This window comes from Saccharothrix xinjiangensis, from assembly GCF_039527585.1.
Taxonomy (GTDB): Bacteria; Actinomycetota; Actinomycetes; order Mycobacteriales; family Pseudonocardiaceae; genus Actinosynnema; species Actinosynnema xinjiangensis.
Genome location: NZ_BAAAKE010000001.1, coordinates 907,179 through 931,889, shown reverse-complemented (window position 1 = coordinate 931,889; position 24,711 = coordinate 907,179). Strand labels below are relative to the sequence as shown.

General features: G+C 73.3%; 23 protein-coding genes and 2 pseudogenes. 16 read left to right on the top strand and 9 right to left on the bottom strand.

Translation table 11 applies throughout. The features are described 5' to 3' along the window. The first annotated feature begins 4 nt into the window (after positions 1–4). The 3 genes from ABD223_RS04410 (at position 5) to ABD223_RS04400 (ending at position 2,501) form a co-directional block, all read left to right on the top strand. Positions 5–550, top strand: coding sequence for a hypothetical protein (locus ABD223_RS04410; protein WP_344034523.1), 546 nt, complete (start codon positions 5–7; stop codon positions 548–550). A 121-nt stretch (positions 551–671) separates the two neighbouring features. Continuing rightward, positions 672–1,835 (top strand): sensor histidine kinase, encoded by a 1,164-nt coding sequence (locus ABD223_RS04405; protein ID WP_344034738.1) that lies wholly within the window; start codon positions 672–674, stop codon positions 1,833–1,835. Between the two features lie 9 nt (positions 1,836–1,844). Then, positions 1,845–2,501 carry a response regulator gene (locus tag ABD223_RS04400; protein ID WP_344034522.1) on the top strand — a complete coding sequence of 219 codons (657 nt, stop codon included), beginning with the start codon at positions 1,845–1,847 and terminating at the stop codon, positions 2,499–2,501. Positions 2,502–2,553: 52 nt separating this feature from the next. Here the strand turns inward: ABD223_RS04400 and ABD223_RS04395 are convergent, their stop codons facing one another. Beyond that, positions 2,554–3,465 carry an SDR family oxidoreductase gene (locus ABD223_RS04395; protein ID WP_344034737.1) on the bottom strand — a complete coding sequence of 304 codons (912 nt, stop codon included), beginning with the start codon at positions 3,463–3,465 and terminating at the stop codon, positions 2,554–2,556. Continuing rightward, the gene (locus tag ABD223_RS04390) at positions 3,465–4,034 is read right to left on the bottom strand and encodes a TetR/AcrR family transcriptional regulator (protein ID WP_344034521.1); all 570 of its coding nucleotides are present in this window, start codon (positions 4,032–4,034) and stop codon (positions 3,465–3,467) included. Before ABD223_RS04390 ends, ABD223_RS04395 begins: the two co-directional genes overlap by 1 nt. Positions 4,035–4,084: 50 nt before the next feature. On the opposite strand from ABD223_RS04390, the gene ABD223_RS04385 reads away from it, so the two are divergent. The 4 genes from ABD223_RS04385 (at position 4,085) to ABD223_RS04370 (ending at position 7,915) form a co-directional block, all read left to right on the top strand. Beyond that, complete coding sequence (locus ABD223_RS04385) at positions 4,085–4,876, top strand: HAD family hydrolase (RefSeq protein WP_344034520.1); 792 nt, start codon at positions 4,085–4,087, stop codon at positions 4,874–4,876. A 310-nt stretch (positions 4,877–5,186) separates the two neighbouring features. Further along, complete coding sequence (locus ABD223_RS04380) at positions 5,187–6,107, top strand: ATP-binding cassette domain-containing protein (RefSeq protein ID WP_344034519.1); 921 nt, start codon at positions 5,187–5,189, stop codon at positions 6,105–6,107. A 7-nt stretch (positions 6,108–6,114) separates the two neighbouring features. Beyond that, positions 6,115–6,876: a hypothetical protein gene (locus tag ABD223_RS04375; RefSeq protein ID WP_344034518.1), complete on the top strand. Its 762-nt coding sequence runs from the start codon at positions 6,115–6,117 to the stop codon at positions 6,874–6,876. A 136-nt stretch (positions 6,877–7,012) separates the two neighbouring features. Then, positions 7,013–7,915, top strand: coding sequence for an ABC transporter ATP-binding protein (locus tag ABD223_RS04370; protein ID WP_344034517.1), 903 nt, complete (start codon positions 7,013–7,015; stop codon positions 7,913–7,915). A gap of 30 nt (positions 7,916–7,945) precedes the next feature. Here the strand turns inward: ABD223_RS04370 and ABD223_RS04365 are convergent, their stop codons facing one another. Next, on the bottom strand, positions 7,946–9,175 hold the full coding sequence (locus ABD223_RS04365; protein ID WP_344034516.1) for a S8 family serine peptidase: 1,230 nt from the start codon (positions 9,173–9,175) through the stop codon (positions 7,946–7,948). A 230-nt stretch (positions 9,176–9,405) separates the two neighbouring features. Here ABD223_RS04365 and ABD223_RS04360 point away from each other — a divergent pair, with 230 nt between their 5' ends. The 4 genes and pseudogenes from ABD223_RS04360 to ABD223_RS04345 all read left to right on the top strand — a co-directional run bounded on the left by ABD223_RS04360 (position 9,406) and on the right by ABD223_RS04345 (position 12,665). Continuing rightward, on the top strand, positions 9,406–9,987 hold the full coding sequence (locus tag ABD223_RS04360) for a hypothetical protein (RefSeq protein ID WP_344034515.1): 582 nt from the start codon (positions 9,406–9,408) through the stop codon (positions 9,985–9,987). A gap of 93 nt (positions 9,988–10,080) precedes the next feature. Continuing rightward, the gene (gene trmB, locus ABD223_RS04355; RefSeq protein ID WP_344034736.1) at positions 10,081–10,722 is read left to right on the top strand and encodes a tRNA (guanosine(46)-N7)-methyltransferase TrmB; all 642 of its coding nucleotides are present in this window, start codon (positions 10,081–10,083) and stop codon (positions 10,720–10,722) included. Continuing rightward, positions 10,614–10,934: pseudogene (locus ABD223_RS04350) on the top strand (nitric oxide synthase oxygenase); the annotation flags it as partial. The gene trmB and the pseudogene ABD223_RS04350, both read left to right, overlap by 109 nt. Before the next feature lie 567 nt (positions 10,935–11,501). After that, positions 11,502–12,665 carry a sensor histidine kinase gene (locus tag ABD223_RS04345; RefSeq protein ID WP_344034514.1) on the top strand — a complete coding sequence of 388 codons (1,164 nt, stop codon included), beginning with the start codon at positions 11,502–11,504 and terminating at the stop codon, positions 12,663–12,665. A 10-nt stretch (positions 12,666–12,675) separates the two neighbouring features. Here ABD223_RS04345 and ABD223_RS04340 read toward each other — a convergent pair whose 3' ends face one another. After that, positions 12,676–13,857 carry a hypothetical protein gene (locus tag ABD223_RS04340; protein ID WP_344034513.1) on the bottom strand — a complete coding sequence of 394 codons (1,182 nt, stop codon included), beginning with the start codon at positions 13,855–13,857 and terminating at the stop codon, positions 12,676–12,678. Positions 13,858–13,999: 142 nt separating this feature from the next. Here ABD223_RS04340 and ABD223_RS04335 point away from each other — a divergent pair, with 142 nt between their 5' ends. Then, complete coding sequence (locus ABD223_RS04335; protein WP_344034512.1) at positions 14,000–15,301, top strand: amidohydrolase family protein; 1,302 nt, start codon at positions 14,000–14,002, stop codon at positions 15,299–15,301. A gap of 62 nt (positions 15,302–15,363) precedes the next feature. Then, positions 15,364–15,963 (top strand): hypothetical protein, encoded by a 600-nt coding sequence (locus tag ABD223_RS04330; RefSeq protein ID WP_344034511.1) that lies wholly within the window; start codon positions 15,364–15,366, stop codon positions 15,961–15,963. Here ABD223_RS04330 and ABD223_RS04325 read toward each other — a convergent pair. The 4 genes and pseudogenes from ABD223_RS04325 to ABD223_RS04310 all read right to left on the bottom strand — a co-directional run. Beyond that, on the bottom strand, positions 15,938–16,624 hold the full coding sequence (locus tag ABD223_RS04325; protein WP_344034510.1) for an SDR family oxidoreductase: 687 nt from the start codon (positions 16,622–16,624) through the stop codon (positions 15,938–15,940). The two genes, ABD223_RS04330 and ABD223_RS04325, sit on opposite strands and share 26 nt — an antisense overlap. Positions 16,625–16,812: 188 nt before the next feature. Further along, the gene (locus ABD223_RS04320; RefSeq protein WP_380647359.1) at positions 16,813–18,828 is read right to left on the bottom strand and encodes a PhoX family protein; all 2,016 of its coding nucleotides are present in this window, start codon (positions 18,826–18,828) and stop codon (positions 16,813–16,815) included. 206 nt (positions 18,829–19,034) lie between these two features. After that, the gene (locus ABD223_RS04315) at positions 19,035–21,032 is read right to left on the bottom strand and encodes a PhoX family protein (RefSeq protein ID WP_344034508.1); all 1,998 of its coding nucleotides are present in this window, start codon (positions 21,030–21,032) and stop codon (positions 19,035–19,037) included. Between the two features lie 178 nt (positions 21,033–21,210). Next, positions 21,211–21,339: pseudogene (locus ABD223_RS04310) on the bottom strand (MFS transporter); the annotation flags it as partial. A 64-nt stretch (positions 21,340–21,403) separates the two neighbouring features. Here ABD223_RS04310 and ABD223_RS04305 point away from each other — a divergent pair. From ABD223_RS04305 to ABD223_RS04295, 3 genes are all read left to right on the top strand, one after another. Beyond that, positions 21,404–22,057 carry an HAD family hydrolase gene (locus ABD223_RS04305; protein WP_344034507.1) on the top strand — a complete coding sequence of 218 codons (654 nt, stop codon included), beginning with the start codon at positions 21,404–21,406 and terminating at the stop codon, positions 22,055–22,057. A 115-nt stretch (positions 22,058–22,172) separates the two neighbouring features. Further along, positions 22,173–22,901, top strand: coding sequence for an SDR family NAD(P)-dependent oxidoreductase (locus ABD223_RS04300; RefSeq protein ID WP_344034506.1), 729 nt, complete (start codon positions 22,173–22,175; stop codon positions 22,899–22,901). Positions 22,902–22,995: 94 nt separating this feature from the next. Continuing rightward, the gene (locus ABD223_RS04295; RefSeq protein ID WP_344034505.1) at positions 22,996–23,547 is read left to right on the top strand and encodes a DUF4232 domain-containing protein; all 552 of its coding nucleotides are present in this window, start codon (positions 22,996–22,998) and stop codon (positions 23,545–23,547) included. A 52-nt stretch (positions 23,548–23,599) separates the two neighbouring features. Here ABD223_RS04295 and ABD223_RS04290 read toward each other — a convergent pair whose 3' ends face one another. Further along, complete coding sequence (locus tag ABD223_RS04290) at positions 23,600–24,691, bottom strand: inositol-3-phosphate synthase (protein ID WP_344034504.1); 1,092 nt, start codon at positions 24,689–24,691, stop codon at positions 23,600–23,602. Positions 24,692–24,711: the final 20 nt, after the last annotated feature.

Below are 24,711 nucleotides of genomic sequence, written 5' to 3'. Positions count from 1 at the left end.
CGTCATGGAACAGGGTTACGCTGCGTTCCTGCTGCTCGGCGTGGTGCTGGTGCTCATCGACGGCCAGCTCATCTACCGCAGCGGCAAGGGCTACATGAACCGCGCGTACGGCGACCCGGAGGCGGCCAGGTCCATGACCCGCCTCGCGACCGTGCTCTTCCACCTGGTGGTCCTGGGCCTGCTGGCGCTCGTGTCGATGATCTCGATCAGCACCGGCGACCCGGTCAAGGACGTGGTGGCGAAGCTGGGGATCATGCTGCTGGTGCTGGCGCTGGTGCACGCGGTGACCATGGTCGTCCTCGGTCGCATCCGCGACCGGCAGATCCAGCAGCAGCTGGCGGACGAGATGGCCGAGGACCACCGCCAGTTCGAGCAGCAGCACCGCGTGCCGGTGCAGGACCGGGCGGAGCCGCTGGCCCACCCGACCACCACGTCGCCCGCGGCCACCGCGCCGACGGCGACCCCGGCCGCCCCGCAGCCCCGGGTGGAGCAGCCCGCGCCGACCGCCGAGCAGCAGGTGGACCCGACGCAGGTCAAGACGATCCGCTAGTCCTCGCGCGCCTGGTCCTCCGGTCGTCCGACCGGAGGACTAGTCCGCGTCAGCCCGTGGCGCGACGCGCGGCGGGCGCCCCGCTGCCTAACCTGGTCGCGTGCGGCGGCTGAGCCTGTGGATGCGAGCGCACCCGGCGTTCGGGGACTCCCTGATCGCCGGGTTGCTGTTCGTCATGGACCTGGGCACGATCATCGCCGCCTCGGACTTCATGTCGCCGGGCACCATGCTCCTGGTCGGCCTGCTGATGGTCGTGCCGGTGGTGTTCCGCCGCAAGCACCCGCTGGGCTCGGCCTACGTGATCCTGGCCGGCGGCGTGCTCCAGCTGCTCACCCACGGTGACCTCGACACCGGCGTGCCGGTGCGGGCCTCGGACTTCGCGCTGGCCGTGGCGCTCTACACGGTCGTGGCGTACGCGGGGCGGCGGCAGGGGCTGCTGTACGCGGCCTGGCTGGCCCTCGGCACGCTCGTCTGGGCGTTCTGGCGGCTCGACGCGGGCGTCGAGACCGTCTTCGTGCTGTTCGTGATCGCGGTCGTGTTCGGGTTCAGCTGGGCCCTGGGCGAGTTCGTCGGCGCCCGGCGCGCCTACCTCTCCGAGCTGGAGCAGCGGCTGCGGCTGCTGGAGACCGAGCGCGACCAGCAGGCCCGCATCGCGGTCGGCGAGGAGCGGTCGCGGATCGCGCGCGAGCTGCACGACGTGGTGGCGCACGCGGTGAGCGTGATGGTGGTGCAGGCCGACGGCGCGGGGTACGCGATCCGCGCCGACCCCGAGCTGGCCGAGGCGGCGGTGCGGACCATCGCCGACACCGGGCGGCAGGCGCTGACCGAGCTGCGGCGGCTGCTGGGCGTGCTGCGGTCGGAGGACGGGTCCGGCACGCAGTGGTCGCCGCAGCCGGGCGCCGGCGACCTGGGCGAGCTGGTCGAGAACTGCCGGGCGGCCGGGCTGCCGGTGCGCCTGGAGGTCGCGGACGACCTGGGCGCGCTGCCCGCGGGCCTCGGGCTGGGCCTCTACCGGATCGTGCAGGAGGCGCTGACCAACACGCTCAAGCACGCCGGGGCCGGCGCGTCGGCGGTCGTCCGCGTGTCGCGGGCGGATGAGCGGCTGACCGTCGAGGTGGCCGACGACGGGTTCGGCACGCCCCACGACCTGGTCGCGGTGTCCGGCGGCAACGGCCTGATCGGCATGCGCGAGCGAGCCGGCGTGCTGGGCGGCACGCTGGAGTCGGGCCCCAACCCCGGCGGCGGGTGGCGGGTCCGGGCCGTGCTCCCCCTGACGCCGTCATAGGGTGGTTCGGTGATCCGGGTACTGCTCGTCGACGACCAGGAGCTCATGCGGATGGGTTTCCGGATGGTGCTCGGCGCCCAAGACGACATCGAGGTGGTCGGCGAGGCCGGCGACGGCTTGGACGCCGTGCACCTGGCGGCCTCGCTCCAGCCGGACGTGGTGCTGATGGACGTCCGGATGCCCGTGCTCGACGGGGTGGAGGCGACCAAGCGGATCGCGGAGGCGGGCACCGCGAAGGTGCTCGTGATGACCACGTTCGACCTGGACGAGTACGCCCTGTCGGCGCTGCGCAACGGCGCGTCCGGGTTCCTGCTCAAGGACACGCCGCCGGGCGACCTGCTGTCGGCGCTGCGCGCGGTGGCCAGCGGCGACGCGGTGGTGTCGCCGTCGGTGACCAAGCGGCTGCTGAGCCGGTTCCTCGGCGACGGCGGTGGCGAGCTGCGCGACGCGTCGGTGCTGGAGGTGCTGACCGAGCGCGAGCGCGAGGTGCTGGTGCTGATCGCCAAGGGCCTGTCGAACACCGAGATCGCGCGGAAGCTGTTCCTGTCCGAGGCGACGGTGAAGACGCACGTGGGGCGCATCCTGGCGAAGCTGGAGCTGCGGGACCGCGTGCAGGCCGTGGTGCTGGCGTACGAGACGGGGCTGGTCCGGCCCGGCGACGTGTGAGCCGCCGGGCCGGGCGCACCTGCTCAGCGGCGCTCCTGATCAGCGGCGCCGCTCAGCGGTACTTCGAGGCGTCCACCGTCGTCGGGTCGACGCCCGCCTTGAACACCTCCTCGTACCAGCGGCCCCAGTCCGGCTTCGAGCCGTCCAGGTCGGTGAAGCCGTACTCGCGCATGAGGGTCCACGAGGCGAGCGCCTTGCCGTTGTGGCGGTGCCGGTCGGGGTCGGCCGCGAGCGCGGCCACGCCCCGGCCCAGGTAGCGCGGCGACTCCGCCATCGCGTAGTGCGGCTCCTCGGCGATCGCGTCGCGCCAGTTCTCCTCGGTCACGCCGAAGTGCTCCAGCATCTGCTCCGACCGCAGGAACCCGGGCGTGACGGCGACCGACGTGCCGCCGAGGGGTTCCAGCTCCTTGCCCAGCACGGTGCCGAAGCGGCGGATCGCCACCTTCACCGAGTCGTAGGCCAGGGAACCGGAGTAGAACTCGTCGTTGTCGCCGTCGGTGACCTCGACCAGCAGGCCGCCCGGCTCGCGGACCAGCAGCGGCAGCAGGCGGTGCAGGGTGACCAGGTGCGCCTGCACGCTGTTGCGCCACAGCCGCAGCTGCTTGTCCAGGTCCTGCTCCCAGAACACGGCGAACTCGGTGTCCGCCTCGCCGCCCCACACGTCGTCCACCAGGACGTGCAGCCGGCCGTCGCCCTCGGCCTCGACGCGCGCGCGGAACGCGTCCACGTCCTCGGGGACGGTGAAGTCGCACCGCACCGCGATGCCGCGCCCACCGGCCGCCGTGACCAGCTCGGCCGTCTCCTCGATCGTCTCGTCGCGACCGATCGGCGACTTCCGCTCGCGCGTCGACCGGCCGCCGACGAACACCGTCGCGCCCGCCGCGCCCAGCTCGACCGCGATCGCCCGGCCCGCGCCGCGCGTCGCGCCCGTGACCGCCGCGACCTTCCCCCTCAGATCGACCATCATCTCCCCTTCCACGAGTCCAGCACTGCGTCCAAGTCCTCCACCAGCCGGTCGGCCAGCGCGCCGCGCGGCCGGACCGACCAGTCCATCGACACCCCGTAGAGCAGGGCGGTGAGCACCCGCGCCGCGCGTTCCGGCGACGGCGCGCGCGGCAGGTCGGCCCGGCGGGTCAGCTCCAGCACGGTCCGCCCGGTCGCCTCGTACAGGTCGGCGAGCAGCGCCCGCAGCTCCGGGTCGATCAGGTCCACGCCGAGCTGGGCGAGGTGGTTGTGCGCCTCGTCCGGGTCGGTCATGCCCGCCAACCACGTGAGCAGCGCGGCGCGCAGGCCCTCGACCGGGTCCGGCACGTCGGCCGCGGCGCGCATCCGCGCCACCTGCTCCGCGGAGGTCTGCCTGGTCAGGGCCTGGAGCAGGCCGTTCTTGGAGCCGAAGCGCTGCGCCACCGTGCCGACCGAGACCCCGGCCTCCGCGGCGACCTCGGCGAGGGTGAAGCCCGGTCCGCGGCGGCCGATGACCTGCGCGGTCGCCGCGAGCAGGCGCTCGTCCGTGATCGTCCTGGGTCGGGGCACGGAGTTATTGAACCACGGTTCATTAATGGCGTGCCGGCTAGGGTGCCGACGTGACCTGGACACCGCGCCTCATCGCCCTGGACATCGACGGCACGATCACCCCCGTGGGTCGCGAGGAGGTGGCCCCCGCGGTCCGCGCGGCGATCCGGAGGGCCGTCGACCACGGCGCCCACGTGGTGCTCTCCACCGGCCGCAGCCTCATCGGCGCCCGGCCCGTCGCCGAGGACCTGGGCCTGGGCGGGACGGCGATCTGCTCCAACGGCGCGGTGTGGTGGGACGTGGCGGCGCGGGCGGTGGTGCGGAAGGTGGCGTTCGACCCGGGGCCGAGCGTGGCGCGGTTGCGGGAGCTGCTGCCGGACGCGGTGTTCGCGGCCGAGCTGACCGGGGTGGGGAACCTGTCGCTCGGGCGGTTCCCCGACGGCGACCTGTGGGGCGAGGTGCGGGAGGTCTCGTTCGGGGAGCTGGTGGCGGAGCCGACGTCGCGGCTGGTCGTGCGATGGGTGGGGCGGACGCCGGAGGAGCTGCGGCTGCGGCTGCTGGACGTGGAGCTGCCGGGGGTGACGTGGTCGGTGGACCACACGGAGCCGTGGCTGACCCTGACGCCGCCCGGCGTGACCAAGGGCGCGGCGCTGGAGGAGCTGAGGGCCGCGCTGGGCGTGCCGTCCGCGGACACCCTGGCCATCGGCGACGGGGACAACGACGTGGAGATGCTGCGGTGGGCGGCCCACGGCGTGGCGATGGGGCAGGCGCCGGTCACCGTGCGGGAGGCGGCGGACGCGGTGACGACGACCGTGCTGGAGGACGGTGCGGCGGCCGTGCTGGACCGGTACTTCGCGGCCTGACCGGGGTCGCGAGCGGCGGACCCGGGGTCGCGAGCGGCGGACCCGGGGTCGCGAGCGTTGAACTCGGGGGTCCTGGACGTACGACACGGTGGGCCTGGACGTTCGACTCGCGACGGTTTCGTAACCCTGAGGGGAGGGACGGGGACCCTCGGGGGCGACTCAGGGTGATCACGGATTACTGCGACCGAGGTAGGGAAGACGATAAGACTGAAGTCGCACCCACGAGTCAACTACAGACCGATGTGCCGACCTCCACCGGCGGGGGATGGTGTGACCGAACACCGGGGGATTGCGGTCCAGGGGAGAAACCATGATCGAGGCGATCGGCCTCACCAAGCGCTACGGCAAGACGGTGGCGGTGGACGACCTGTCGTTCACCGTCGCCCCCGGGAGGGTCACCGGCTTCCTCGGCCCGAACGGCGCCGGCAAGTCCACCACCATGCGCATGATCCTCGGCCTCGACCGGCCGAGCGCGGGCAGGGTGCTCATCGACGGCAAGCCGTACACGAGCCTCGACCGCCCGCTGCGGACCGTCGGCGCGCTGCTGGACGCCAAGTGGGTGCACCCGAACCGCTCCGCCAGGGCGCACCTGGAGTGGCTGGCCAAGTCCAACGGCCTGCCGAGCCGCCGCGTGGACGAGGTGATCGACCTGGTCGGCCTGACCAAGGTCGCCAAGCGCCGGGCCGGTGGTTTCTCGCTGGGCATGTCGCAGCGGCTGGGCATCGCGGGCGCCCTGCTGGGCGACCCGAAGGTGCTGCTGTTCGACGAGCCGGTCAACGGCCTCGACCCCGAGGGCATCCTCTGGATCCGGCGGTTCATGCAGGGCCTGGCCGCCGAGGGGCGGACCGTGCTGGTGTCGAGCCACCTCCTGTCGGAGATGGCGCTCACCGCCCAGGACCTGGTGGTCATCGGGCGCGGCAAGCTGATCTCGCAGACCAGCACCGAGCACTTCATCCAGGAGGCCACCGAGAACACCGTGCGGGTGCGCAGCCCGCACTCCGACAAGCTGGGCGCCATGCTCGTGGACAAGGGCTTCACCGTCCGCGACGGCGAGGACGGCGCGCTCACCGTGTCGGGCGCCAGCAGTGACCAGATCGGGGACATCGCGGCGGCGAGCGGCGTGGTGCTGCACGAGCTGAGCCCGCAACGCGGTTCGCTGGAGCAGGCCTTCATGCAGCTCACCGGCGATTCCGTCGAGTACCACGCCGAACTCGTCGAGACCGGGAAGTGACCGCGCGATGACTCTGCTCGCCGTTGAACGGATCAAGCTCTTCTCCACCCGCTCGCCGTGGTGGTGCATGCTCCTCGCCCTCGGCCTGACCGCGGGCATCACCGCGGTCATCGCGGCGAACTGGGGCGACTCGCCCATCCCGGTGATCGCCACGGTGTTCACGCACTCGTTCGGCCTGTACGTGATCATGGTGATGGCGGCGCTGGCGGTCACCACCGAGTACCGCTTCGGCACGATCAAGTCGACGTTCCAGGCGGTGCCCGACCGCACCTCGCCGATGGTCGCCAAGGCCGCCGTCGTGGTGCTGCTGTCCGCCCTCGTCGGCGAGGCCTCCGCGTTCGGGTCGTGGGGCCTGAGCTGGCTGCTGGCCGACGACACCTCCCAGCTCGCGCTGAACACGGCCAACGACTGGCGGCACGTCGCGGGCGTCGGCCTGGTCTACGGGGCGGGCGCGCTGCTCGCGCTGGGCGTGGGCGCGCTGGTGCGGCAGACCGCGGGCGCGGTGTCGATCATCCTGGTGTTCGCGCTGGTGCTGGAGAGCGTGGTCGGGTTCATCCCGAACATCGGCGACGACATCCAGAAGTGGATGCCGTTCACCGTGGCCAACAAGTTCGTCATGGGCGACCCGGACCTGAGCGCCCTGCCGGAGGGCGCGGGCCCGCCCACCATCGGCGACCTGAGCCCGTGGGGGTCGCTCGGCTACTTCGCCGCCATCGCGGTGGCGGTGTACGTGATCTCGCTCGTGGTGGTGAAGCGGCGGGACGCGTGAGGGGGACCGCGCGGTCGCGCCGCGGGGGCCGGCCGCGCGGGTGATCGGGGGTTAGGGAAGGGGGAGCTCGGGTCACCTTCGGGGAGGAGGTGGCCCGAGCTCGTTCTCGGCGTTCCACGATCGGACGGGAGAAGTCATGATCGAAGCGACCGGCCTCACCAAGCGCTACGGCAAGACGGTGGCGGTGGACGACCTGTCGTTCAGCGTCGCACCGGGCCGGGTCACCGGCTTCCTCGGCCCGAACGGCGCGGGCAAGTCCACCACCATGCGCATGGTCATCGGCCTGGACCGACCCACCAGGGGTCGCGTCACCGTGAACGGGCAGGACTACCGGGCGCTGCGCCACCCGCTGCGGACCGTCGGCGCCCTGCTGGACGCCAAGTGGGTGCACCCGAACCGCTCCGCGCGCTCCCACCTGAGGTGGCTGGCCAGGTCGAACGACCTCCCGGCCGGTCGCGTCGACGAGGTGCTCGACCTGGTCGGCCTCACCGAGGTCGCCGAACGCCGCGCGGGCACCTTCTCGCTGGGCATGTCCCAGCGGCTGGGCATCGCGGGCACGCTGCTCGGCGACCCGGAGGTGCTGCTGTTCGACGAGCCGGTCAACGGCCTCGACCCCGAGGGCATCCTCTGGATCCGGCAGTTCATGCACCGGCTCGCCGACGAGGGCCGCACCGTGTTCGTGTCCAGCCACCTGCTGTCCGAGATGGCCCAGACGGCGCAGGACCTGGTGGTGATCGGGCGCGGCAGGCTCATCGCGCAGACCGGCACCGAGCAGTTCATCCAGGAGGCCACCGAGGGCGCGGTCCGCGTCCGCTCGCCCCAGCCCGAACGGCTCCGCGCCCTGCTGGAGGGCCAAGGGCGCGTGGACACCGCGGAGGACGGCGCGCTGGTCGTGCACGGGGTGGAATCGTCGGCCATCGGCGAGTTGGCCGCGGCGAACGGCGTGACCCTGCACGAGCTGAGCCCTCAGCTGGGCTCGCTCGAACAGGCGTTCATGCAGCTGACGAAGGAATCCGTGGAATACCACGCCACCCAATAGGCTGAACCGCGGAATAGCGGCGGCCTTTTCTCACCAGCGGTCGCCGCGCCAGAAGTCGTCGTCCGGCGGCGGGATTTCGGTGACGGCCGGGACCGGGGCGCGGCGGATTCTGTTCCGGCGCGCCAGGAGGAGGGCGATCGCGGCCACCAGGACGGCGGCCGCGCCGAGCCCGCCGGCGATCAGCGCGAGGCGGTCGCCGTCGTCCGGGACGGCCGGCGGCAGCGCCTGGACGGGCGGCTGCGAGGCGGTGGTCGCCGGCGGCGGCGGTGGCGGCGCCAGGGGGTTGCGGTCCACCCGGGGCACCTCGGCGGTCAGCGCGGCCACCGGGTCGACCAGGCCGAAGCCCGTCGCGCCGTCGCGGCCCGGCGCCTGGAGGTCCGTGGCCGTGGCGATCAGGCGGTTGACCACGTTGCCCGCGTCCAGGTCCGGGTGCCGGGCGCGGACCAGCGCCGCGACCCCGGAGACCAGGGCCGTGGCCGCGCTGGTGCCGTCGACCTGGGCGAACCCGGTCGCGGAGGCGTTCAGCGTGATGGCGGTGACGATGTCCTCCGCGGGCGCGGCGAGCACGGTCTCCGGGCCGGTGTTCGACTGCGGCCACGGGCCGTTGCCGCGGACGGTGCCGGACACCGCGACGACGCCCTTGATGTTGGCGGGCGCGCCCACGTGCTCCTGGCCGTCGTTGCCCGTGCCGGCGACCACCACGACGTCGTGGTCGAACGCGTGGTTCACCGCGCGCAGCAGGTCGGGCGTGAGGGTGGCGGCCGAGGTCAGGGACAGGTTGACCACGTCGGCGCCCTGGTCGACGGCCCAGGTCACGCCCTCGGCGACGGACGTGGTGGTGAACTTCTCGCCGTCCGCGCCGACCGAGATCGGCAGGATCCGCGCGGCCGGCGCGACGCCGAGCACGCCGCCGTCGACGCCCCGGCCGCCGATCAGCGCCGCCATCGCGGTGCCGTGCCCGTCGCCGTCCCGCGTGCCGTCGGTGCCGCTCGCGGAGCCGAACCCGGCGCCCGGCAGCAGCGCGTCGGCGAGGTCGGGCCGCGTGGCGTCCACGCCGGAGTCCACGACCGCGACCACCACGCCCTCGCCGCGCGTGGTGGCGTGCGCCGCCGGCACCCGCAAGGCCTCCAGGTGCCACTGCTGCTCGCGGATCGTCTGCGCCCGCGCCCCCGGTCCGGGTCCGGTCGCGCCACCGGTCCCGGGTGCGGTCAGCACGAGCGCGACCGACGCCGCCACGCCCAGAACCGCTCTCCCCAACATGGAATTCCCCCTGTGGTTCACGTCACAAATATTCCATGTCGGTCATGTTTCACAGTTCCAGGTTGGAGCAACTGGAGTAAGACGTTCGTTAAAACGTCGTGAACTCCGGCACAGCCCCATGACAAAATCATCTGAACCCGGTCAGATGGAAAGCAACGAATCGTGAGGTGGGTGTCCAGCCCGCACGCGAATTCGTGACCCCCGTCAAGGAACCCCCCGGAGGTGAACCCGTGACGGTGCTTGATCCGGACCTGAACGCCGACTCCTCGGCCACCGGGTCGAAGAAGTTGCCACGGCAGCGCGACCACGCCCTTCGCGTCGAACCGATGATGGCGCTGGAATGGTCGCACGCCATCGAGTCCGCGGGAGCCGTCGGCATCGCCGACTCACCCGCGGAGAGCCGTCGAGCCTGGATCCACCGGGCCGACGAGCAGCAGGTGCTCACGCTGTTCCGCGCGGTCGGACCCCAAGCCCCGGCACCCTGGTGGTTGCGGGCCCTCGACCGCGGCAAGATCGCCTCGCGCGCGGCGGCGTTCGCCGTCGAGGACGAGGTGACCCGGCTCCTGGCCGACCGGCCGGGCTGGGTGTTCGTGCCCTGGGCATCCGAGGGCGAGGTCGGCTACTGGGAGTTCGTGCCGTCCGAGAGCGGCGTCTACGGCCCCGCCGAACCGACCACCGTGCAGTTCACCGACCGGCACCCCGGTTTCGTCGACCTGCTGCCCGCGCACCGGGGCCCCGGTCAGCGCCAACCCATCGAGTTCACCCCGGGCGAGCTGCGCGAGCAGATCGAGGACCTGGAGAACATCGCCTGACGCACCGCCATAGGCTGTACGTCCGTGACGTCCAGCCACCAGCGACCGCCCCACCACCGAACCATCGTGAGCTACGTGCAGCGCGGGGAGCGGATGACGGTGGGGCAGCAGCGCGCATGGGACCGCCACTGGGAGCGTTGGGGCCGCGAGGTCAAAGCGCTCCCGGCCGGTCCCGTGCGGTTCGACGAGTGGTTCGACCGCGCGGCGCCGGTGCTGCTGGAGATCGGTTCCGGGATGGGCGAGACGACCTCCCGACTGGTCGCCGCCGCCCCTGAGCTCAACTACGTGGCCGTCGAGGTCTACAAGCCCGGCCTGGCGCAGCTGATGCTGCGCGCCGAGGCCCTCGGCGTGGAGAACCTGCGCGTGCTGCGCGGCGACGCCGTCGACCTGCTCACCGACCACGTCGAACCCGGCTCGCTCGCCGGGGTGCGGATCTTCTTCCCCGACCCGTGGCCCAAGAAGAAGCACCACAAGCGGCGGCTGGTCCAGCCCGACTTCGTGCGCCTCGTGGCCACGCGCCTGGCACCCGGCGGCACGCTGCACCTGGCCACCGACTGGGAGCAGTACGCCGAGCAGATGCTGGAGGTGTGCTCGGCCGAGCCGCTGCTGCGCAACCGGTTCGACGGGTGGGCGCCGCGGCCGGAGTGGCGACCGGTCACCAAGTTCGAGCAGCGGGCCGTCGAGGAGGACCGGATCAGTCACGACCTGATGTTCGAACGGGTCGAACTCACCTGACCGTGGCATCAAGGTCCGCCCTTCCCTTGACGGTGGGTGGACTCCGGGTCGTTTTGTCACTCGATGGTGAGGAGCCGGCCTACGGCGCGCGGATCGCCCTGCGCGACAGCGGCTGGTGCACCAGCGGCGTGCCGTGGCGCCGGCTCAAGGTCCGCGACCTGCGCGGACTCCGCAACGCCGCCGCCGTGGCCGCCGAGTGCGTCGAGCACCTGCGCCTGGCCGCCAACGGCGGCGAGATCCGCCCGCTGATCACCGTCTTCGCCCCGGGTGCTGCCGCCGGCGGTGGAGACCGCGCACGAGGGCGCGCGGCTGTTCGCCGTGCCGCACTCGTTCGACCTCGCGCGGGTCACCGTCACCGACCACCACGCCGAGGCGCTGCACCGCCTGTCGTGGCCGCGACCGCCCCGTCGGCCCCGCGCGCTTCCCGGACCACCCCGTCGAGACGACCCGGCCCCGGTTCCCCGGGCGCCTCGCCGAGCTGCCGCGACGCCGCGCGGGGGCGTGACGGGGCCCGGCCTACCGCTGCGAGTCGATCAACACGCCCGACAACGCCATCAACACCAGCACCAGCAGGCCCGCCACGGCGCCCGCCCAAGTGGCCACCACTCCGAACATCGCGTCCTCCGTTCCCCGACTGACTCCAGGGTCGCCCCGGGTTTCGTCATCCGGCATCGGCCACTGGTGTGCATCCGCGGGCGTTCGGGTCAGCCTCACGACCGATGGTCCGCCCGACCGGAGTAGGACGCGACATCAGCCCGGAGGTCCTACGGTGACTCGTCGTGGAGAGCACTGACCTCGGGTGGCGCGCGCTGCTCCGCCGCCAGTGGCCCCTCGCCTGCGCCCTGCTCTTCTTCCTGGGGAGCGAGGTGCTCGGCGAGCCGAGCACCTGGTGGCAGGTGCCCGGGTCGGTCGTGGTGTGCGCGCTGGCCGTGCTCGCGCCCCGGCGGCCGTTCGACGCCGCGCTGGCCGCCGCGACCGCGCTGGCGGCGAGCTCGGTGGTGCTGCTGGTGGCCGACGCCGCGCCGGCCGTGCCCGTGGTCAGCGGGCTGGTGATCTCCGAGACCGCCGCGGCCATGGCGACCACCGCCATCGTGGTGCGGCAGGCGTCCCCCGTGCGGGCCGCGGTCGCGGTGGCGTTGCTGGTCGCGGTGTCCGCGGCGACGCTGTGGGTGCGGCCGGACTACTGGGCGGAGCAGTGGCCCGGGTACGAGCCCCCGGTGTGGCAGCACGCCATCGGCGGCGGGGTGCTGCTGGTGCTGTCCGTCGGCACCGGGCTGTACTTCCGGGCCCGCGACCGCGAGCGGGCCACCGCCGTGCGGGCCGAGGTGGTCGCGGCGCAGCACGCCGAGCGGATGGCGCTGGCCCGCGAGCTGCACGACGTGGTGGCGCACTACGTGACCGGGATCGTGGTGCACGCGCAGGCGGCGCAGGCCGTGCCCGCCGCCGCCGGCGAGGTGCTGCCGATCATCGTGCACAGCGGCAACGAGGCGTTGACCGCGATGCGCCGGCTGGTCGGGACGCTGCGCGGGGCCGAGGTGGAGGCGCCCGCGCCGGCCGTGGCCGGCGACCTGGCCGACGACGTGCGCGGCGTGGTGGAGGGGTCCGGCCAGCCCGTGCGGCTGCACGTCGACCTGCCGGTGGCCGTGCCGCCGTCGCTGGGCCGCTCGGTGCTGCGGCTGGTGCAGGAGTCGCTGACCAACACCCGCAAGCACGCCGGGGGCGTGTCGCGGGTGGACGTGTCGGTGGCGGTGGTGGACGGGCAGGTGCGCGTGGTCGTGGCCGACGACGGGCGGGAGCGCAGGACCGCGCCGGTCGGCGGGTCCGGCGGCTACGGGCTGGTCGGGATGCGGGAGCGGGTCGAGCTGCTGGGCGGCGAGTTCGAGGCGGGCCCGCGCGCGGGCGGCGGCTGGGAGGTGCGGGCCTCCCTGCCGGTCGGCGGGTGAGCCGCCGCCCTCAGGCGCGCGGGTCGGGCAGTTCCGCGGGCAGCGGGTAGGTGAACGCCTGCGCCGGGTCCTCCAGCGCCAGGTGGCGGCTCGCGACGTCGCGCCGGCGCTGGGACGGGATGTCCGGGCGGTAGGAGCCCAGCCACGAGGTGACGTCGCCGGTCAGGCGGGCGTTCTCGGCGCGCAGGGCGAGCACCTCCTCCTCCAGGGCGGCGATGCGCGCCAGGTGGCGTTCCTCCGTCTCCCGGTGGACCCGGACCACCGACCACAGCAGCTCGTAGGCCCGCTGCTCCTGGTCGGGGCGCGTCGGGTCCGCGTCGGGGGTGAGGGCCTCGGTGAGCTCCTCGGAGGTGAGGGCTTCGGTGAGGGCCTTGGTGAGGGTTTCCGGGGTGAGGGTTCCAGAGGTGAGGGTCCCCGGGGTGGGGGTTCCAGGGGTGGGGGTTTCCGGGGTGGGGGTTTCGGCGGCGCGGGGCTCGGGCAGGCTCGTGGCGGGCTGCCGGTCGTCGGGTTCCGGGAGGTCAGGGGCCGGGGCCGGGCGGGACAGGACCTGGGTCCGGGTCGCGAGCGCCTCGGGCTCGACCGCCCGCGACTCCACCGCACCGGGCGCGGGTGCCTCGGACGCCTCGGACGCCTCGGGCCCGGGCGCCTCGGGCTTGGACACCTCGGGCTCGGACACCTCGGGCTTCGACACCTCGACCAGGCGGTGCCGCCGGGCCCACTCGGGGCCGCCGATCAGCGTCGTGGTGACGTGGTCGGCCGTCACCCAGTCCGGGCACTTCAGCGGCTCGCCCGCGGGCCCGCGCTCCCCCGTGGCCCGGCGGTGCAGGTAGCGGGCGGTCGCCAGCACCTCCGGCACGTCCCCCGGCTCCACCACGGCCTCGACCAGGTCGGCGACCCGGTCCCACGGCGGCCGGCAGTCCTGCCGGGCGCCCACGCCGATCCAGCGCGCCACCTCGGCCCGCACCGCGCCCGGGGACCGGCCGTGGGCCCAGTGCCCCGGGTCGTCCGCCGCGCGCTTGAGCACCCGCCGGTACGCGTCGCTCATCCGCCCGTGCTCGTCCACGAGGTGCACCAGCAGGTGCAGCGCGAGGAGGCGGCGGTCGCGGGACAGTCCCGGATCGGTGAAATCGGCTTCGGACCGCAGCACCGCCACCGCCCGCTGACCTCGTCGGTTCCCACTGCCACCAGCCACCGTCGCTCCTCCCGGACCAGCGCCGCCATCCGTTCGGCAGGCTACGACCGGACCGGTGGCCCGCACCCGTTGAGCGGCCCAAACCAGCTTTTCGGGTTATCAGGCCGGGTGACACCCGGTCGGGTGGGGCAAGATCGGGTCCATGTCGCTGCGCCTGCACGCCCCGGTGGTCCTGCCCTGCGATCCCTCCTGCTCCGTCCTGCGCGACGCCGTGGTCGACGTCGTCGACGGCCGGGTCGCGCACGTCGGCCCGGCCGCCGACGCGCCCGCGTTCGACGGCGAGGTCCGCGAGTTGAGCGGGATCCTGCTGCCCGGCCTGGTCAACGCCCACGCGCACAGCCCGATGGTGGTGCTGCGCGGGCTCGGCGGCGACCTGCCGCTGCTGCGCTGGCTGCGCGAGGCGATGTGGCCGGCCGAGGCGAAGATGGTGCCGTCGGACATCCGGGCCGGGATGCTGCTCGGCGCGGTGGAGATGCTGCGCAACGGCGTCACCACCAGCGCGGAGATGTACTTCCACGGCGAGCAGCTGGCCGACGCGGTGCTCGCGGCCGGGTCCCGGGTGCTGTTCGGCGCGGCGATCATGGACCTGCCGGGCATGCCGTGGCGGCCGATGACCGAGGAGATCACCCGGTGGATCGACGCGGACGGGCTGCGGTTCGGCCCGCACGAGCGGGTCGAGCTGAGCTACGGGCCGCACTCGGCGTACATCCTGTCGCCGGAGGCGCTGGGCGAGGTGGCCGGCCTGGCGCGGGACCGGGGGGCGCTGGTGCAGGTGCACGTCGCCGAGTCGGCGGAGGAGGACCTGGCGCAGCGCGAGTCGCACGGCTCCGTGCCCCGGCTGCTGGAGCAGGCGGGCGTGCTCGGCGGTCGGGTGCTGTCCGCGCACTCGGTGCACCTGTCGCCCGAGGACGTGGCGATCTACGCGGAGCACGGCGTCGGCGTGGCGCACTGCCCCGGGTCGAACACGAAGCTGGCGTCCGGGATCGCGCCGATCAGGTCGTACGTCGACGCGGGGGTGAAGGTCGGGCTCGGCACGGACGGGCCCGCGTCCAACGACGACCTGGACCTGTTCGAGGAGGCCCGGCTGGCGGCGCTGCTGGCGCGGGTGACGGCCCTGGACGCGACCGCGATGCGGGCGGCGGACGCGCTGCTGCTGGCCACGCGGGGCGGCGCGGAGGCGCTGGGCCGGGACGACCTGGGCGCGCTGGAGCCCGGCCGGTGGGCGGACGTGGTGCACGTGGACGTGGACGACCCGGCGTTCGCCACCGGCCTGGACGCGCCGGACGAGCAGGTGCTGGCGAACCTCGTGTGGGCGTCCGGGACGCGGCGGGTCAAGGACGTGTGGGTCGCGGGCGAGCGGGTCGTGGCCGACGGCGAGACGACCCGGGTCGACCGGCGCGAGGCGCAGGCCGGGGTGCGGGAAGTGGCCGCCCGGCTGCGGTGAGCAACAAAAGGCGGCCTCGGCGCGTCATCACTGTGGAGATCCACCACGGAGGGGGCTCGAAGATGGTTCGCAGGATGATGACCGCCGTGTTCGCACTGGCCGCGCTGGTCGGGTTCACGGGCACGGCGGTCGCCGCGCCGGCGTCGTGGGAGCAGGTGGTCCAGGACTACGCCTGGCCGCCCGCCGACGTCACGCCGGTGTGGGAGACGGCCGCGCAGCTGGCCGTGCGGACGAGCGGGTTCGCGGCGCGCGAGGTCGAGCTGGTCACGCGGGTCGTGCGCGGCTCGGACGTGGCGACCGGCGAGTGGGGGCACGAGGCGCAGGGGCTGTTCGACGGGCAGCAGTACGTGAACAACAACGTCCGGTTCACCACGCCGCGCGGGGAGGCCGGGTTCTTCCTCCAGGCGCACGCGCCCGGCCACTCCTCCTCGTCGCCCGCGCAGCTGTGCTCCTGGTCGGAGTGCACGGGCGCGGTGCGGCAGCGGGACGGCGGCCTGGTGGTGTTCACCGAGCTGCCCGCCTGGTCGATGCGGACCGCGTACAGCTTCCGCCCGAACGGCGAGGTCGTGTACGTGTCGACCAGGGGCGAGCAGCTGTCGGACCGGGTGCTGGCCCGCTTCGCCGTCGACGGCGCGTTCAGCTTCGCCCGGTCCTCGGCCTGAGCACGATCTCGGTGACGTGGGCGTCGTCGGTCGCGTTGACGGCGCCCGCGACGGCACGGGCGACGGAGTCCGCGTCCAGGTACAGGTGCGGCTGGTAGTCGCCGGACTCCTGGGCGCGGACGCCGCGCTGCATGTCGGTGTCGACGCGCCCGGGGTGGACGGAGGTGACGCGGAGGTCCTCCTCCTCGGCGCGCAGGGCGTCGGCGAAGGCGCGGAGGGCGAACTTGCTCGCGGCGTAGACGCCCCAGCCGGGGTTGGCGCGCAGGCCCGCACCGGAGTTGATCAGCACGACGTGGCCGCGGCTCGCGCGCAGGAGGGGTAGCGCGAGACGCGTCAGCTCGGCGACGGCGACCACGTTGACGTCGAAGGTGCGGCGCCACGTGCCGGCGTCGGCCTCGGCGAGGGCGCCCAGCTCGGCGATGCCGGCGCTGTGCACCAGGACGTCGAGGCGGTCCAGCGCGGACACGGCGGCGGCGAGCGCGTCGGTGTCGGTGAGTTCGACCGGCCAGGGGGCGGCCGAACCCAGCGACCCGGCCAGCTCGGCGAGCGCGGAGGCGTCCCGGCCGCCGAGGAGGAGGTCGTGCGTGGGTGCGAGGGCACGCGCGGTCGCCGCGCCGATACCGCGCGACGCACCGGTGACCAGGGCAACGGGTCGACTCATGCCCCGGACCTTAACCGGCGGTTTCGCGGTGCCCCACCGGAGGACACGCGGTGCCGGAGTGGACGACACGCGATGCCCCACCGGACGACACGCGGTGCCGGAGTGGACGACACGCGATGCCCCACCGGAGGACACGCGGGGTGGGTGGGGGGCTCGGGCTCGCGGTGGCGCGAGCCCCCCTCCCGGGGTCAGCCGCAGATGCGGCCCTTGTCCTTCTTCCAGGCGGCGACGACCGCCGGGCGCGGCTGGGACGCGCCGCCGTCCGGCCAGTGGGACAGCGGGGTGTCGGCCGAGGCGCCGTCGACCTCGCCCGGGTGCTGCACCGAGACGAGGACGAAGTCGTCCTCGACGACCGGGCCGCAGGTCTCCGCGCCGCGGGGCACGGTCAGGAACTGCTTGACCCGGCCCCGGTAGCGGCCCTCCACCGGGACGGCGAACAGGCCGTCGTTGGAGCCGAGGGCGTTGCCGTCGGTGGAGATCCACAGGTTGCCGCGCGAGTCGAACGCCACGTTGTCCGGGCACGAGATCGGCGAGACCTGCGACTTGTCGTAGCCGCCGAAGTAGGTGTCGGCGGCGTTCGGGTCGCCGCACACCAGCAGCAGCTTCCAGGAGAACTCGGTCGCGGTGTTGTCGCCGCGGCGCTCCTCCAGCTCCAGCACGTGGCCGTGCCGGTTGCCCACGCGCGGGTTGGGCTCGGTGGCGCCCTCCTTGCCCGCCTTGCCGCGGTCGGTGTTGTTGGTGAGCGCGGCGTAGACGCGGCGGTTGCGCGGGTTCGGCTCGACGTCCTCGGGGCGGTCCATCTTGGTCGGGCCGACCGCGTCCGCGGCGAGGCGCGTGAAGACGTAGACCTCCTCGGCGGTGAAGCCGGGCACGAACGAGCGGTTGCCCGAGGCCAGCGGGATCCACTCGCCGGTGCCGTCGAACTCGCCGTCGGACGGCACCTTGCCGGAGCCGTCGAACTCGGCGGCCGGGCTGTCGCCCTTGAACTTCGCCACGTAGAGCGTGCCCTTGTCGAGCAGCTTCTTGTTGTGCTCGCGGGCGTGCCTGCTGCTGCCCGGCTTGTACCGCTCGTCGGAGACGAACTTGTACATGTAGTCGAAGCGCTCGTCGTCGCCCATGTACGCGACCACGCGGCCGTCGCGGGCGATGATCACGTTCGCGCCCTCGTGCTTGAAGCGGCCGAGCGCGGTGTGCTTGACCGGCGTCGAGTCGGGGTCGAGCGGGTCGATCTCGACGACCCAGCCGAAGCGGTTGACCTCGTTGGGCTCCTGGGTCACGTCGAAGCGCTTGTCGAACTTCTCCCAGCGGCGCTGGGAGGCGCCGCCGGACAGGCCGTAGCGGGACAGGCGCTGCTTGGCCACCGGGTCGGTGACGGCGCCCGCGTTGGCGAAGTACTGGTTGAAGTTCTCCTCGCCGGACAGGATCGTGCCCCACGGGGTCACGCCGCCCGCGCAGTTGTTCAGCGTGCCGAACACCTTGGCGCCGGTCCTGTCGGCGGAGGTCTTGAGCAGGTCCGAGCCCGCGGCCGGGCCGGTGAGCTTGAACTCGGACTTGACCGTGATGCGCCGGTTGTACTGGCGGTCCACCTTGGCCACGAGCCGGCCGCTGCGGCGGTCGCGCTCGACGAGCACGACCGACATGCCGTGCGCGGCCCAGGCGATCTCGACCTGCTCACGGGTGGTGGCGTCCGCCTTCCACCCCTTGAACATGAACTCCTCGGTGGAGTACTCGTGGTTGCTGACCATGAGCCAGCGGTCGCCCCAGCCGAGGGGGACCAGGCCGCAGAAGTCGTTGTTGTAGCCGAACTGCCTGGCCTGCGCGGCGGCGGTCTGGTTGTCGAAGTCGAACTTCGGCGCGCCGGGCAGCACCGGGTCGCCCCAGCGGATCACGACCGACTGCTCGTAGCCTTCGGGGACGACGACGCGGTCCTCGGTGTTGGGCGTGACGGCGGTGAAGTTCAGGCCGTCCTTGCGGCGGCCGCCGCCCAGGTCGACGTCGATGTCGACGTCCCGGTGCGGCGCGGCGGCGGCCGTGCCCGTGCCGACCAGGCCCGCGCCCGCGCCCGCGACGGCCAGCACGGCGCCCGCCTTGAGCAGGCCGCGGCGGCGCACGACCTCGCCGACGACGTCACCGAAGTAGGCGTTGTCGGAGGTGTTGGGCGCCTCGTGGGCGCACGCGTCGCCGCAGCGGAACTTGCAAGTCACCGCCGACCTACCCAAGGGGTGGTTGGGCAGCAGGGGCAGCAGGCGCCGACCCCGATCGGTGGATGAGGACACGCGGACCTCCGAGATCGCTCAGTGGGAACTGGCCGACCGTAGGAGCGCAACTCCTCATCCAGCGGACTTCGAGGTGAACGCAGGACGAACACCTGGCGGTACCACCGATCGGAATCGGCTGGTCACAGCACGTGTCACTCCCCGATTCGATGCCCCGGCCGCCACACGGCGACCACCGACGGGCGCGGTGGGGAGTCGCCGCCGTCCGGCCAGTGCGACGCCGGGGCGTCGGCCGAGGCGCCGTCGACCTCGCCGGGGTGCTGCACGCACACCGTGACCACGCGCTCGCCGATCACCGGCCCGCACGTCTCCGCGCCGCGCGGCACGGTGAGGAACGCCTTGAGGTGGCCGCGCTCGCCCCCGGACACCGGCACCGCGTACAGGCCGTCGTTGTAGCCGTTGAGCGCCCCGTCGGAGTCGCTGGAGATCCACAGGTTGCCGTGCCGGTCGAACGCCACGTTGTCGGGGCTGGAGATCGGGGACACGCGCGACTTGTCGTAGCCCGCGAAGTACGTGTCCGGGGACGCCGGGTCGCCGCACACGAGCATGAGGTTCCAGGAGAACGCGAGCGACAGCGGGTCGCCGCCGCGGTCGGTCAGCTCCAGGACCTGGCCGTGCTTGTTCGCCACGCGCGGGTTGGGCTCGGTGGCGCCCTCCTCGCCGTCCTCGCCGCGGTCGACGTTGTTGCTCAGCGCGCAGTAGACGACGCCGGTGTGCGGGTGGGTCTGGATGTCCTCGGGGCGGTCCATCTTGGTCGCGCCGACCGCGTCCGCGGCGAGCCGGGTGAAGACGCACACCTCCTCGGCGGTCATGCCGGGGACGAAGGACCGGTCGCCGGACGCCAGCGGCACCCACTCGCCGGAGCCGTCGAAGCGGCCGTCGGACGGGGTCGCGCCGGAGCCGCCGACCTCGCCCGCCGGGCTGTCGCCGCTGAAGCGGGCCACGTACAGGGTGCCCTCGTCGAGCAGGGTCGTGTTGTGCCGGCGCGCGGACCGGCTGTCGCCCCTGCGGAGCTTCCGGTCGGAGATGAACTTGTAGATGTACTCGAAGCGCTCGTCGTCGCCGGAGTAGGCGACCACGCGGCCGTCGCGGGTCACGCGGACGTTGGCGCACTCGTGCTTGAAGCGGCCCAGCGCGGTGTGCTTGACCGGCGTCGAGCCCGGGTCGTGGGGGTCGAGTTCCACGACGTAGCCGAACCGGTTGGCCTCGTTGGGCTCGCGGGCGAGGTCGAAGCGCCGGTCGAACCGCTCCCACTTGCGGTCGGTGGCGGCGCCGGTGAGGCCGTAGCGGGCCAGGCGGGGGTCGCCCAGCCGCTCGGCGTTGGCGAAGTACTGGTGGAAGTTCTCCTCGCCGGACAGGATCGTGCCCCACGGGGTGACGCCGCCCGCGCAGTTGTTGAGGGTGCCGAGGACGAGCGTGCCGGTCGGGTCGGCGGAGGTCTTGAGCAGGTCGGAGCCCGCGGCCGGGCCGGTGAGCCGGAACGGGGTGGTGGCGGTGATCCGGCGGTTGCGGTCGGAGAAGCGCGGGGTGAGGCGGCCGTCGCCGTCCTGCTCGACCAGGAGCACGGACAGGCCGTGCGCGGCCCAGGCGACCTCGACCTGCTCGCGCGTGGGGTCCTCCTCGTCGTAGCCGCGGAACATGAACTGCTCGCTGGTGTACTCGTGGTTGGTCACCAGCAGCTGCTCGCGGCCGGTCGCGTCGAGCGGCAGCAGGGCGGCGAAGTCGCAGTTGAAGCCGAACTGGCGGGCCTGCGCGGCGGCGGCCTGCCGGTCGAAGTCGAACTCGGGGGCGTCCGGGAACAGGGGGTCGCCCCACCGGATGACGACGGCCTGCCGGTAGCCCTCCGGGACGACGACCTCGTCCAGCTCGTTGGGCGCGACGGGGGCGAAGTCCAGGCCGGTCGGTCGCTGCTCGGGGGTGGTGCCGCAAGCCGCCGCCCCGGCTCCGACGACACCGGCCGCCGCGACGACGACACCGGCCCGGAGGGCGGCGCGGCGGCTGACCACGTCCCCGAAGAAGGGGTTGGCCGAGGTGTTGGGGATCTCGTGGAAGCACGCGTCACCGCAGCGGTAGCGGCAGGTGACGGACGCGCGGCCGGCGCGGTGGTTCGGCAACAGGGGTAGGTGTCGCACTCGAACGCCTCCTGCGGTCGGTCAGCCGGTCGGTCCCGGACCGGACACGACCGGATCTGACCAACTGACCGTAACCCGGTGGTCACCCTTTGTTAACCGACGATTTCCTCACTGACCAGGACCGCGGTGGCGGGCACGGCGTGCCGCCGGGTGCAGCCGAAGACCGGCAGGGCGGCGACGACGGTGTGGCGTGCAGGCCCTCCGCGGTGGACAGCAGGATGGGGTCGACGAGCGCGATGCCCATGAACGCGATGACCGCGGCGAACGCCGTGACCCACACCTGACGGGGTTGGTCGAAGAGTGCCACCGGGCCGACCCAGCCGTTTTACTTAGTATGGCGAAGTAAGGGTGCTCACACTACGGTCGGCCGTGTGGATGCGGTGGTGTTCGACCTCGACGGCGTGCTCGTGGACTCCGAGACGGTGTGGGACGAGGTGAGGCAGGCGTTCGCGACCGCGCACGGCGGTTCGTGGACGCCCGGGGCGACCAGGGCGATGCAGGGCATGAGCACGCCCGAGTGGGCGGCGTACCTGGTCGAGGCCGTGGGCGTGCGACTGACCCCCGACGAGGTGGCGGCCGGGGTGGTCGCCGAGATGGAGCGGCGGTACGAGGCCGGCCCCCCGGTGCCGGGGGGTGCGGTGGACGTGGTGCGCCAGGTCGCCGACCGGTGGCCGGTGGCCATCGCCAGCTCGTCGCCACCCGCCCTGATCAGGTCGTTCCTGGAGGCGACCGACCTGGTGGACGTGGTGCCGGTCGCGCTCTCCAGCGAGGAGGCGGGCGCGGGCAAACCCGCACCGGACGTCTACCTGCTGGCCGCCTCGCGGCTCGGGGTGGCGCCGGAGCGGTGCGCGGCGGTGGAGGACTCGACCAACGGCCTGCGCTCGGCGCTGGCGGCGGGGATGGCGGTGTACGCGGTGCCGAACCCGCACTTCCCACCCGACCCGGCGGTGTTGGCGCAGGTGACGGTGTTGCGGGAGCTGGCCGAGCTGCCGGCCGCGCTGGGCTCGTCCCGTCCGAGTGGATGACCTGCCTGCTCGACCCGGCTCACGAGCGGGCCACCGCCTACCCGGAAAAGGTCCGTTCCCGACCGTTCGACCGGGAGGTGTGCACCCCCTGCCGCACCGGCCTAGCTTGATCGCCATGGAACAACGGGTTGCGGTGGTCACCGGGGCGGCTCAGGGGATCGGGCGGCGGATCGCCCAGGTCCTGACCGCGGACGGGTACGAGGTGGTCGGGTTCGACCTGCTGGAGACGCCCGGTGGCGTGGTGGGCGACGTGGCCTCGGTCGACGACGTGGCGAGGCTGGCCGAGCGGGTCGGGGACCGGGTCGACGTGCTGGTCAACAACGCGGGCGTCTCGGGCATCGGCGCGTTCGAGGACACCACGCCCGAGCAGTGGGAGCGGGTGCTGGCGGTCAACCTGACCGGGCCGTTCCTGCTCACCCGGGCGCTCGGCCGGCTCATGCTGGCCCGCCGCTCGGGGTCGGTGGTCAACATCGCCTCGGTGGCGGGCCTGCGGGGCGTGGCCGACCGGGCCGCCTACAACACCACCAAGCACGGGCTGATCGGCCTGACGCGCACGCTCGCCGTCGAGTGGGGCGGGCGCGGGGTGCGGGTCAACGCGGTGTGCCCGGGGTGGGTCAAGACCGAGATGGACGTCGCCGACCAGGCCGGCGGGCACTACTCGGACGACGACATCACCGGGCACGTGCCGATGGGGCGGTTCGCCTCGCCGGACGACGTCGCGCAGGCCGTGGCGTTCCTCGCGGACCCCGGCCGCAGCGGGTTCGTCAACGGGGTCGCCCTGCCGGTGGACGGCGGGTGGGCGGCCGACGGGTCCTGGCAGTCGCTGCGGCTGTCCAAGCGGTGATGTGATCCGGGTCGCACCGCGGTCTCCGCGGGCGGCCGCGCGCGTCCGATCACCGGGGTGGGTCGCCCACCGGTGAGCGGAGCAGGGGGAAGACATGCGCAGGGGTGTGGCGGTGCTCGTCGCGGTGACGACGGCGATCGCGCTGGTCGGGTGCTCGTCGGGGACCTCGAAGTCCTCCAGGTCCTCGAAGGCCGGGTCGACGGCCGGCAAGTCGACCGCGACGAAGAAGACGACCAAGAAGGACGGCGACCCGGACGAGTGCGCGACCCTGGGCGTGTCCACCGGGGGCGTGCGGACCGACGGCGGGCAGCGCGGCCTGCCCCTCGTGTTCACCAACGAGGGTGACCGGACCTGCACGGTGACGGGTTTCCCCGGCGTGCGCCTCGACGGTGTCGACGGCGCCTCGTGGGACGTCACCCGCCGGGACGAGCAGGCCCGCCCGGTGACGCTGGGGCCCGGTCAGCAGGCCGTGGCGAACCTGGCCCTCGGACCGCAGCCCGGGAACTGGGAGGTGCGGGCGCTGGTCGTCACGCCGCCGGGGGCCTCCGCCGCGGAGCAGCTGCCGTGGTCGGCCGGCCCGCTCGTGCTCCAGGACGGGGCCACGCGCCCCGCCACCCACGTGGGACCGGTCACCCCGAAGGGCTGACGCGGGTGGTGGCCCCGACCCCCTGAGGGGACCGGGGCCACCACCCGGGTGCTCAGCGCTCCACGTCGCCGCGGATGAACGCCTCCACCGCCTCGTGGGCCTCCGAGTCGGAGTACTGCACGGGCGGGGACTTCATGAAGTAGGACGAGGCCGACAGGATCGGCCCGCCGATCCCCCGGTCCAGGGCGATCTTCGCCGCGCGCACCGCGTCGATGATGATGCCCGCCGAGTTCGGCGAGTCCCACACCTCCAGCTTGTACTCCAGGTTCAGCGGCACGTCGCCGAACGCCCGGCCCTCCAGCCGCACGTAGGCCCACTTGCGGTCGTCCAGCCAGGCCACGTAGTCCGACGGGCCGATGTGGACGTTGCGCTTGCCGAGGTCGCGGTCGACCTGGGAGGTGACGGCCTGGGTCTTGGAGACCTTCTTGGACTCCAGGCGCTCCAGCTCCTTCATGTTCAGGAAGTCCATGTTGCCGCCCACGTTGAGCTGCATGGTGCGGTCGAGCTGGACGCCCCGGTCCTCGAACAGCTTGGCCAGCACGCGGTGGGTGATGGTGGCGCCCACCTGCGACTTGATGTCGTCGCCGACGATCGGCACGCCGGCCGCGCGGAACTTCTCCGCCCACTCGGGGTCGGAGGCGATGAACACCGGCAGCGCGTTGACGAACGCCACACCCGCGTCGATGGCGGCCTGCGCGTAGAAGCGGTCGGCCTCCTCCGAGCCCACCGGCAGGTACGACACCAGCACGTCGGCCTCGGCGTCGCGCAGCGCCTGCGCCACGTCCACCGGCCGCTCGTCGGACTCCTCGATGGTCTCCCGGTAGAACCGGCCGAGCCCGTCGAAGGTGTGCCCGCGCTGCACGACCACGCCGAGCGGCGGCACGTCCGCGATCTTGACCGTGTTGTTCTCGCTGGCCACGATGGCCTCGGACAGGTCGGCCCCGACCTTCTTCGCGTCCACGTCGAACGCGGCCACGAACTCGATGTCGCGCACGTGGTAGGGCCCGAACTGGACGTGCATGAGACCGGGCACGCGGGTGGCCGGGTCGGCGTCGCGGTAGTAGTGGACGCCCTGCACCAGCGACGCCGCGCAGTTGCCGACCCCGACGATGGCCACTCGAACGGCGCGGCGGTTGTCGCCCATGCCGAGTCCTCCTTCTAGTT

Coding starts and splice junctions, on each gene's coding strand:
- ABD223_RS04410 (WP_344034523.1), top strand. CDS start 5: ATGGAACAGGGTTACGCTGCGTTCCTGCTGCTCGGCGTGGTGCTGGTG.
- ABD223_RS04365 (WP_344034516.1), bottom strand. CDS start 9,175: ATGTTGGGGAGAGCGGTTCTGGGCGTGGCGGCGTCGGTCGCGCTCGTG.
- ABD223_RS04330 (WP_344034511.1), top strand. CDS start 15,364: ATGGTTCGCAGGATGATGACCGCCGTGTTCGCACTGGCCGCGCTGGTC.
- ABD223_RS04380 (WP_344034519.1), top strand. CDS start 5,187: ATGATCGAGGCGATCGGCCTCACCAAGCGCTACGGCAAGACGGTGGCG.
- ABD223_RS04295 (WP_344034505.1), top strand. CDS start 22,996: ATGCGCAGGGGTGTGGCGGTGCTCGTCGCGGTGACGACGGCGATCGCG.
- ABD223_RS04335 (WP_344034512.1), top strand. CDS start 14,000: ATGTCGCTGCGCCTGCACGCCCCGGTGGTCCTGCCCTGCGATCCCTCC.
- ABD223_RS04395 (WP_344034737.1), bottom strand. CDS start 3,465: ATGGTCGATCTGAGGGGGAAGGTCGCGGCGGTCACGGGCGCGACGCGC.
- ABD223_RS04325 (WP_344034510.1), bottom strand. CDS start 16,624: ATGAGTCGACCCGTTGCCCTGGTCACCGGTGCGTCGCGCGGTATCGGC.
- ABD223_RS04290 (WP_344034504.1), bottom strand. CDS start 24,691: ATGGGCGACAACCGCCGCGCCGTTCGAGTGGCCATCGTCGGGGTCGGC.
- ABD223_RS04405 (WP_344034738.1), top strand. CDS start 672: ATGCGAGCGCACCCGGCGTTCGGGGACTCCCTGATCGCCGGGTTGCTG.
- ABD223_RS04375 (WP_344034518.1), top strand. CDS start 6,115: ATGACTCTGCTCGCCGTTGAACGGATCAAGCTCTTCTCCACCCGCTCG.
- ABD223_RS04370 (WP_344034517.1), top strand. CDS start 7,013: ATGATCGAAGCGACCGGCCTCACCAAGCGCTACGGCAAGACGGTGGCG.
- trmB (WP_344034736.1), top strand. CDS start 10,081: ATGACGGTGGGGCAGCAGCGCGCATGGGACCGCCACTGGGAGCGTTGG.
- ABD223_RS04300 (WP_344034506.1), top strand. CDS start 22,173: ATGGAACAACGGGTTGCGGTGGTCACCGGGGCGGCTCAGGGGATCGGG.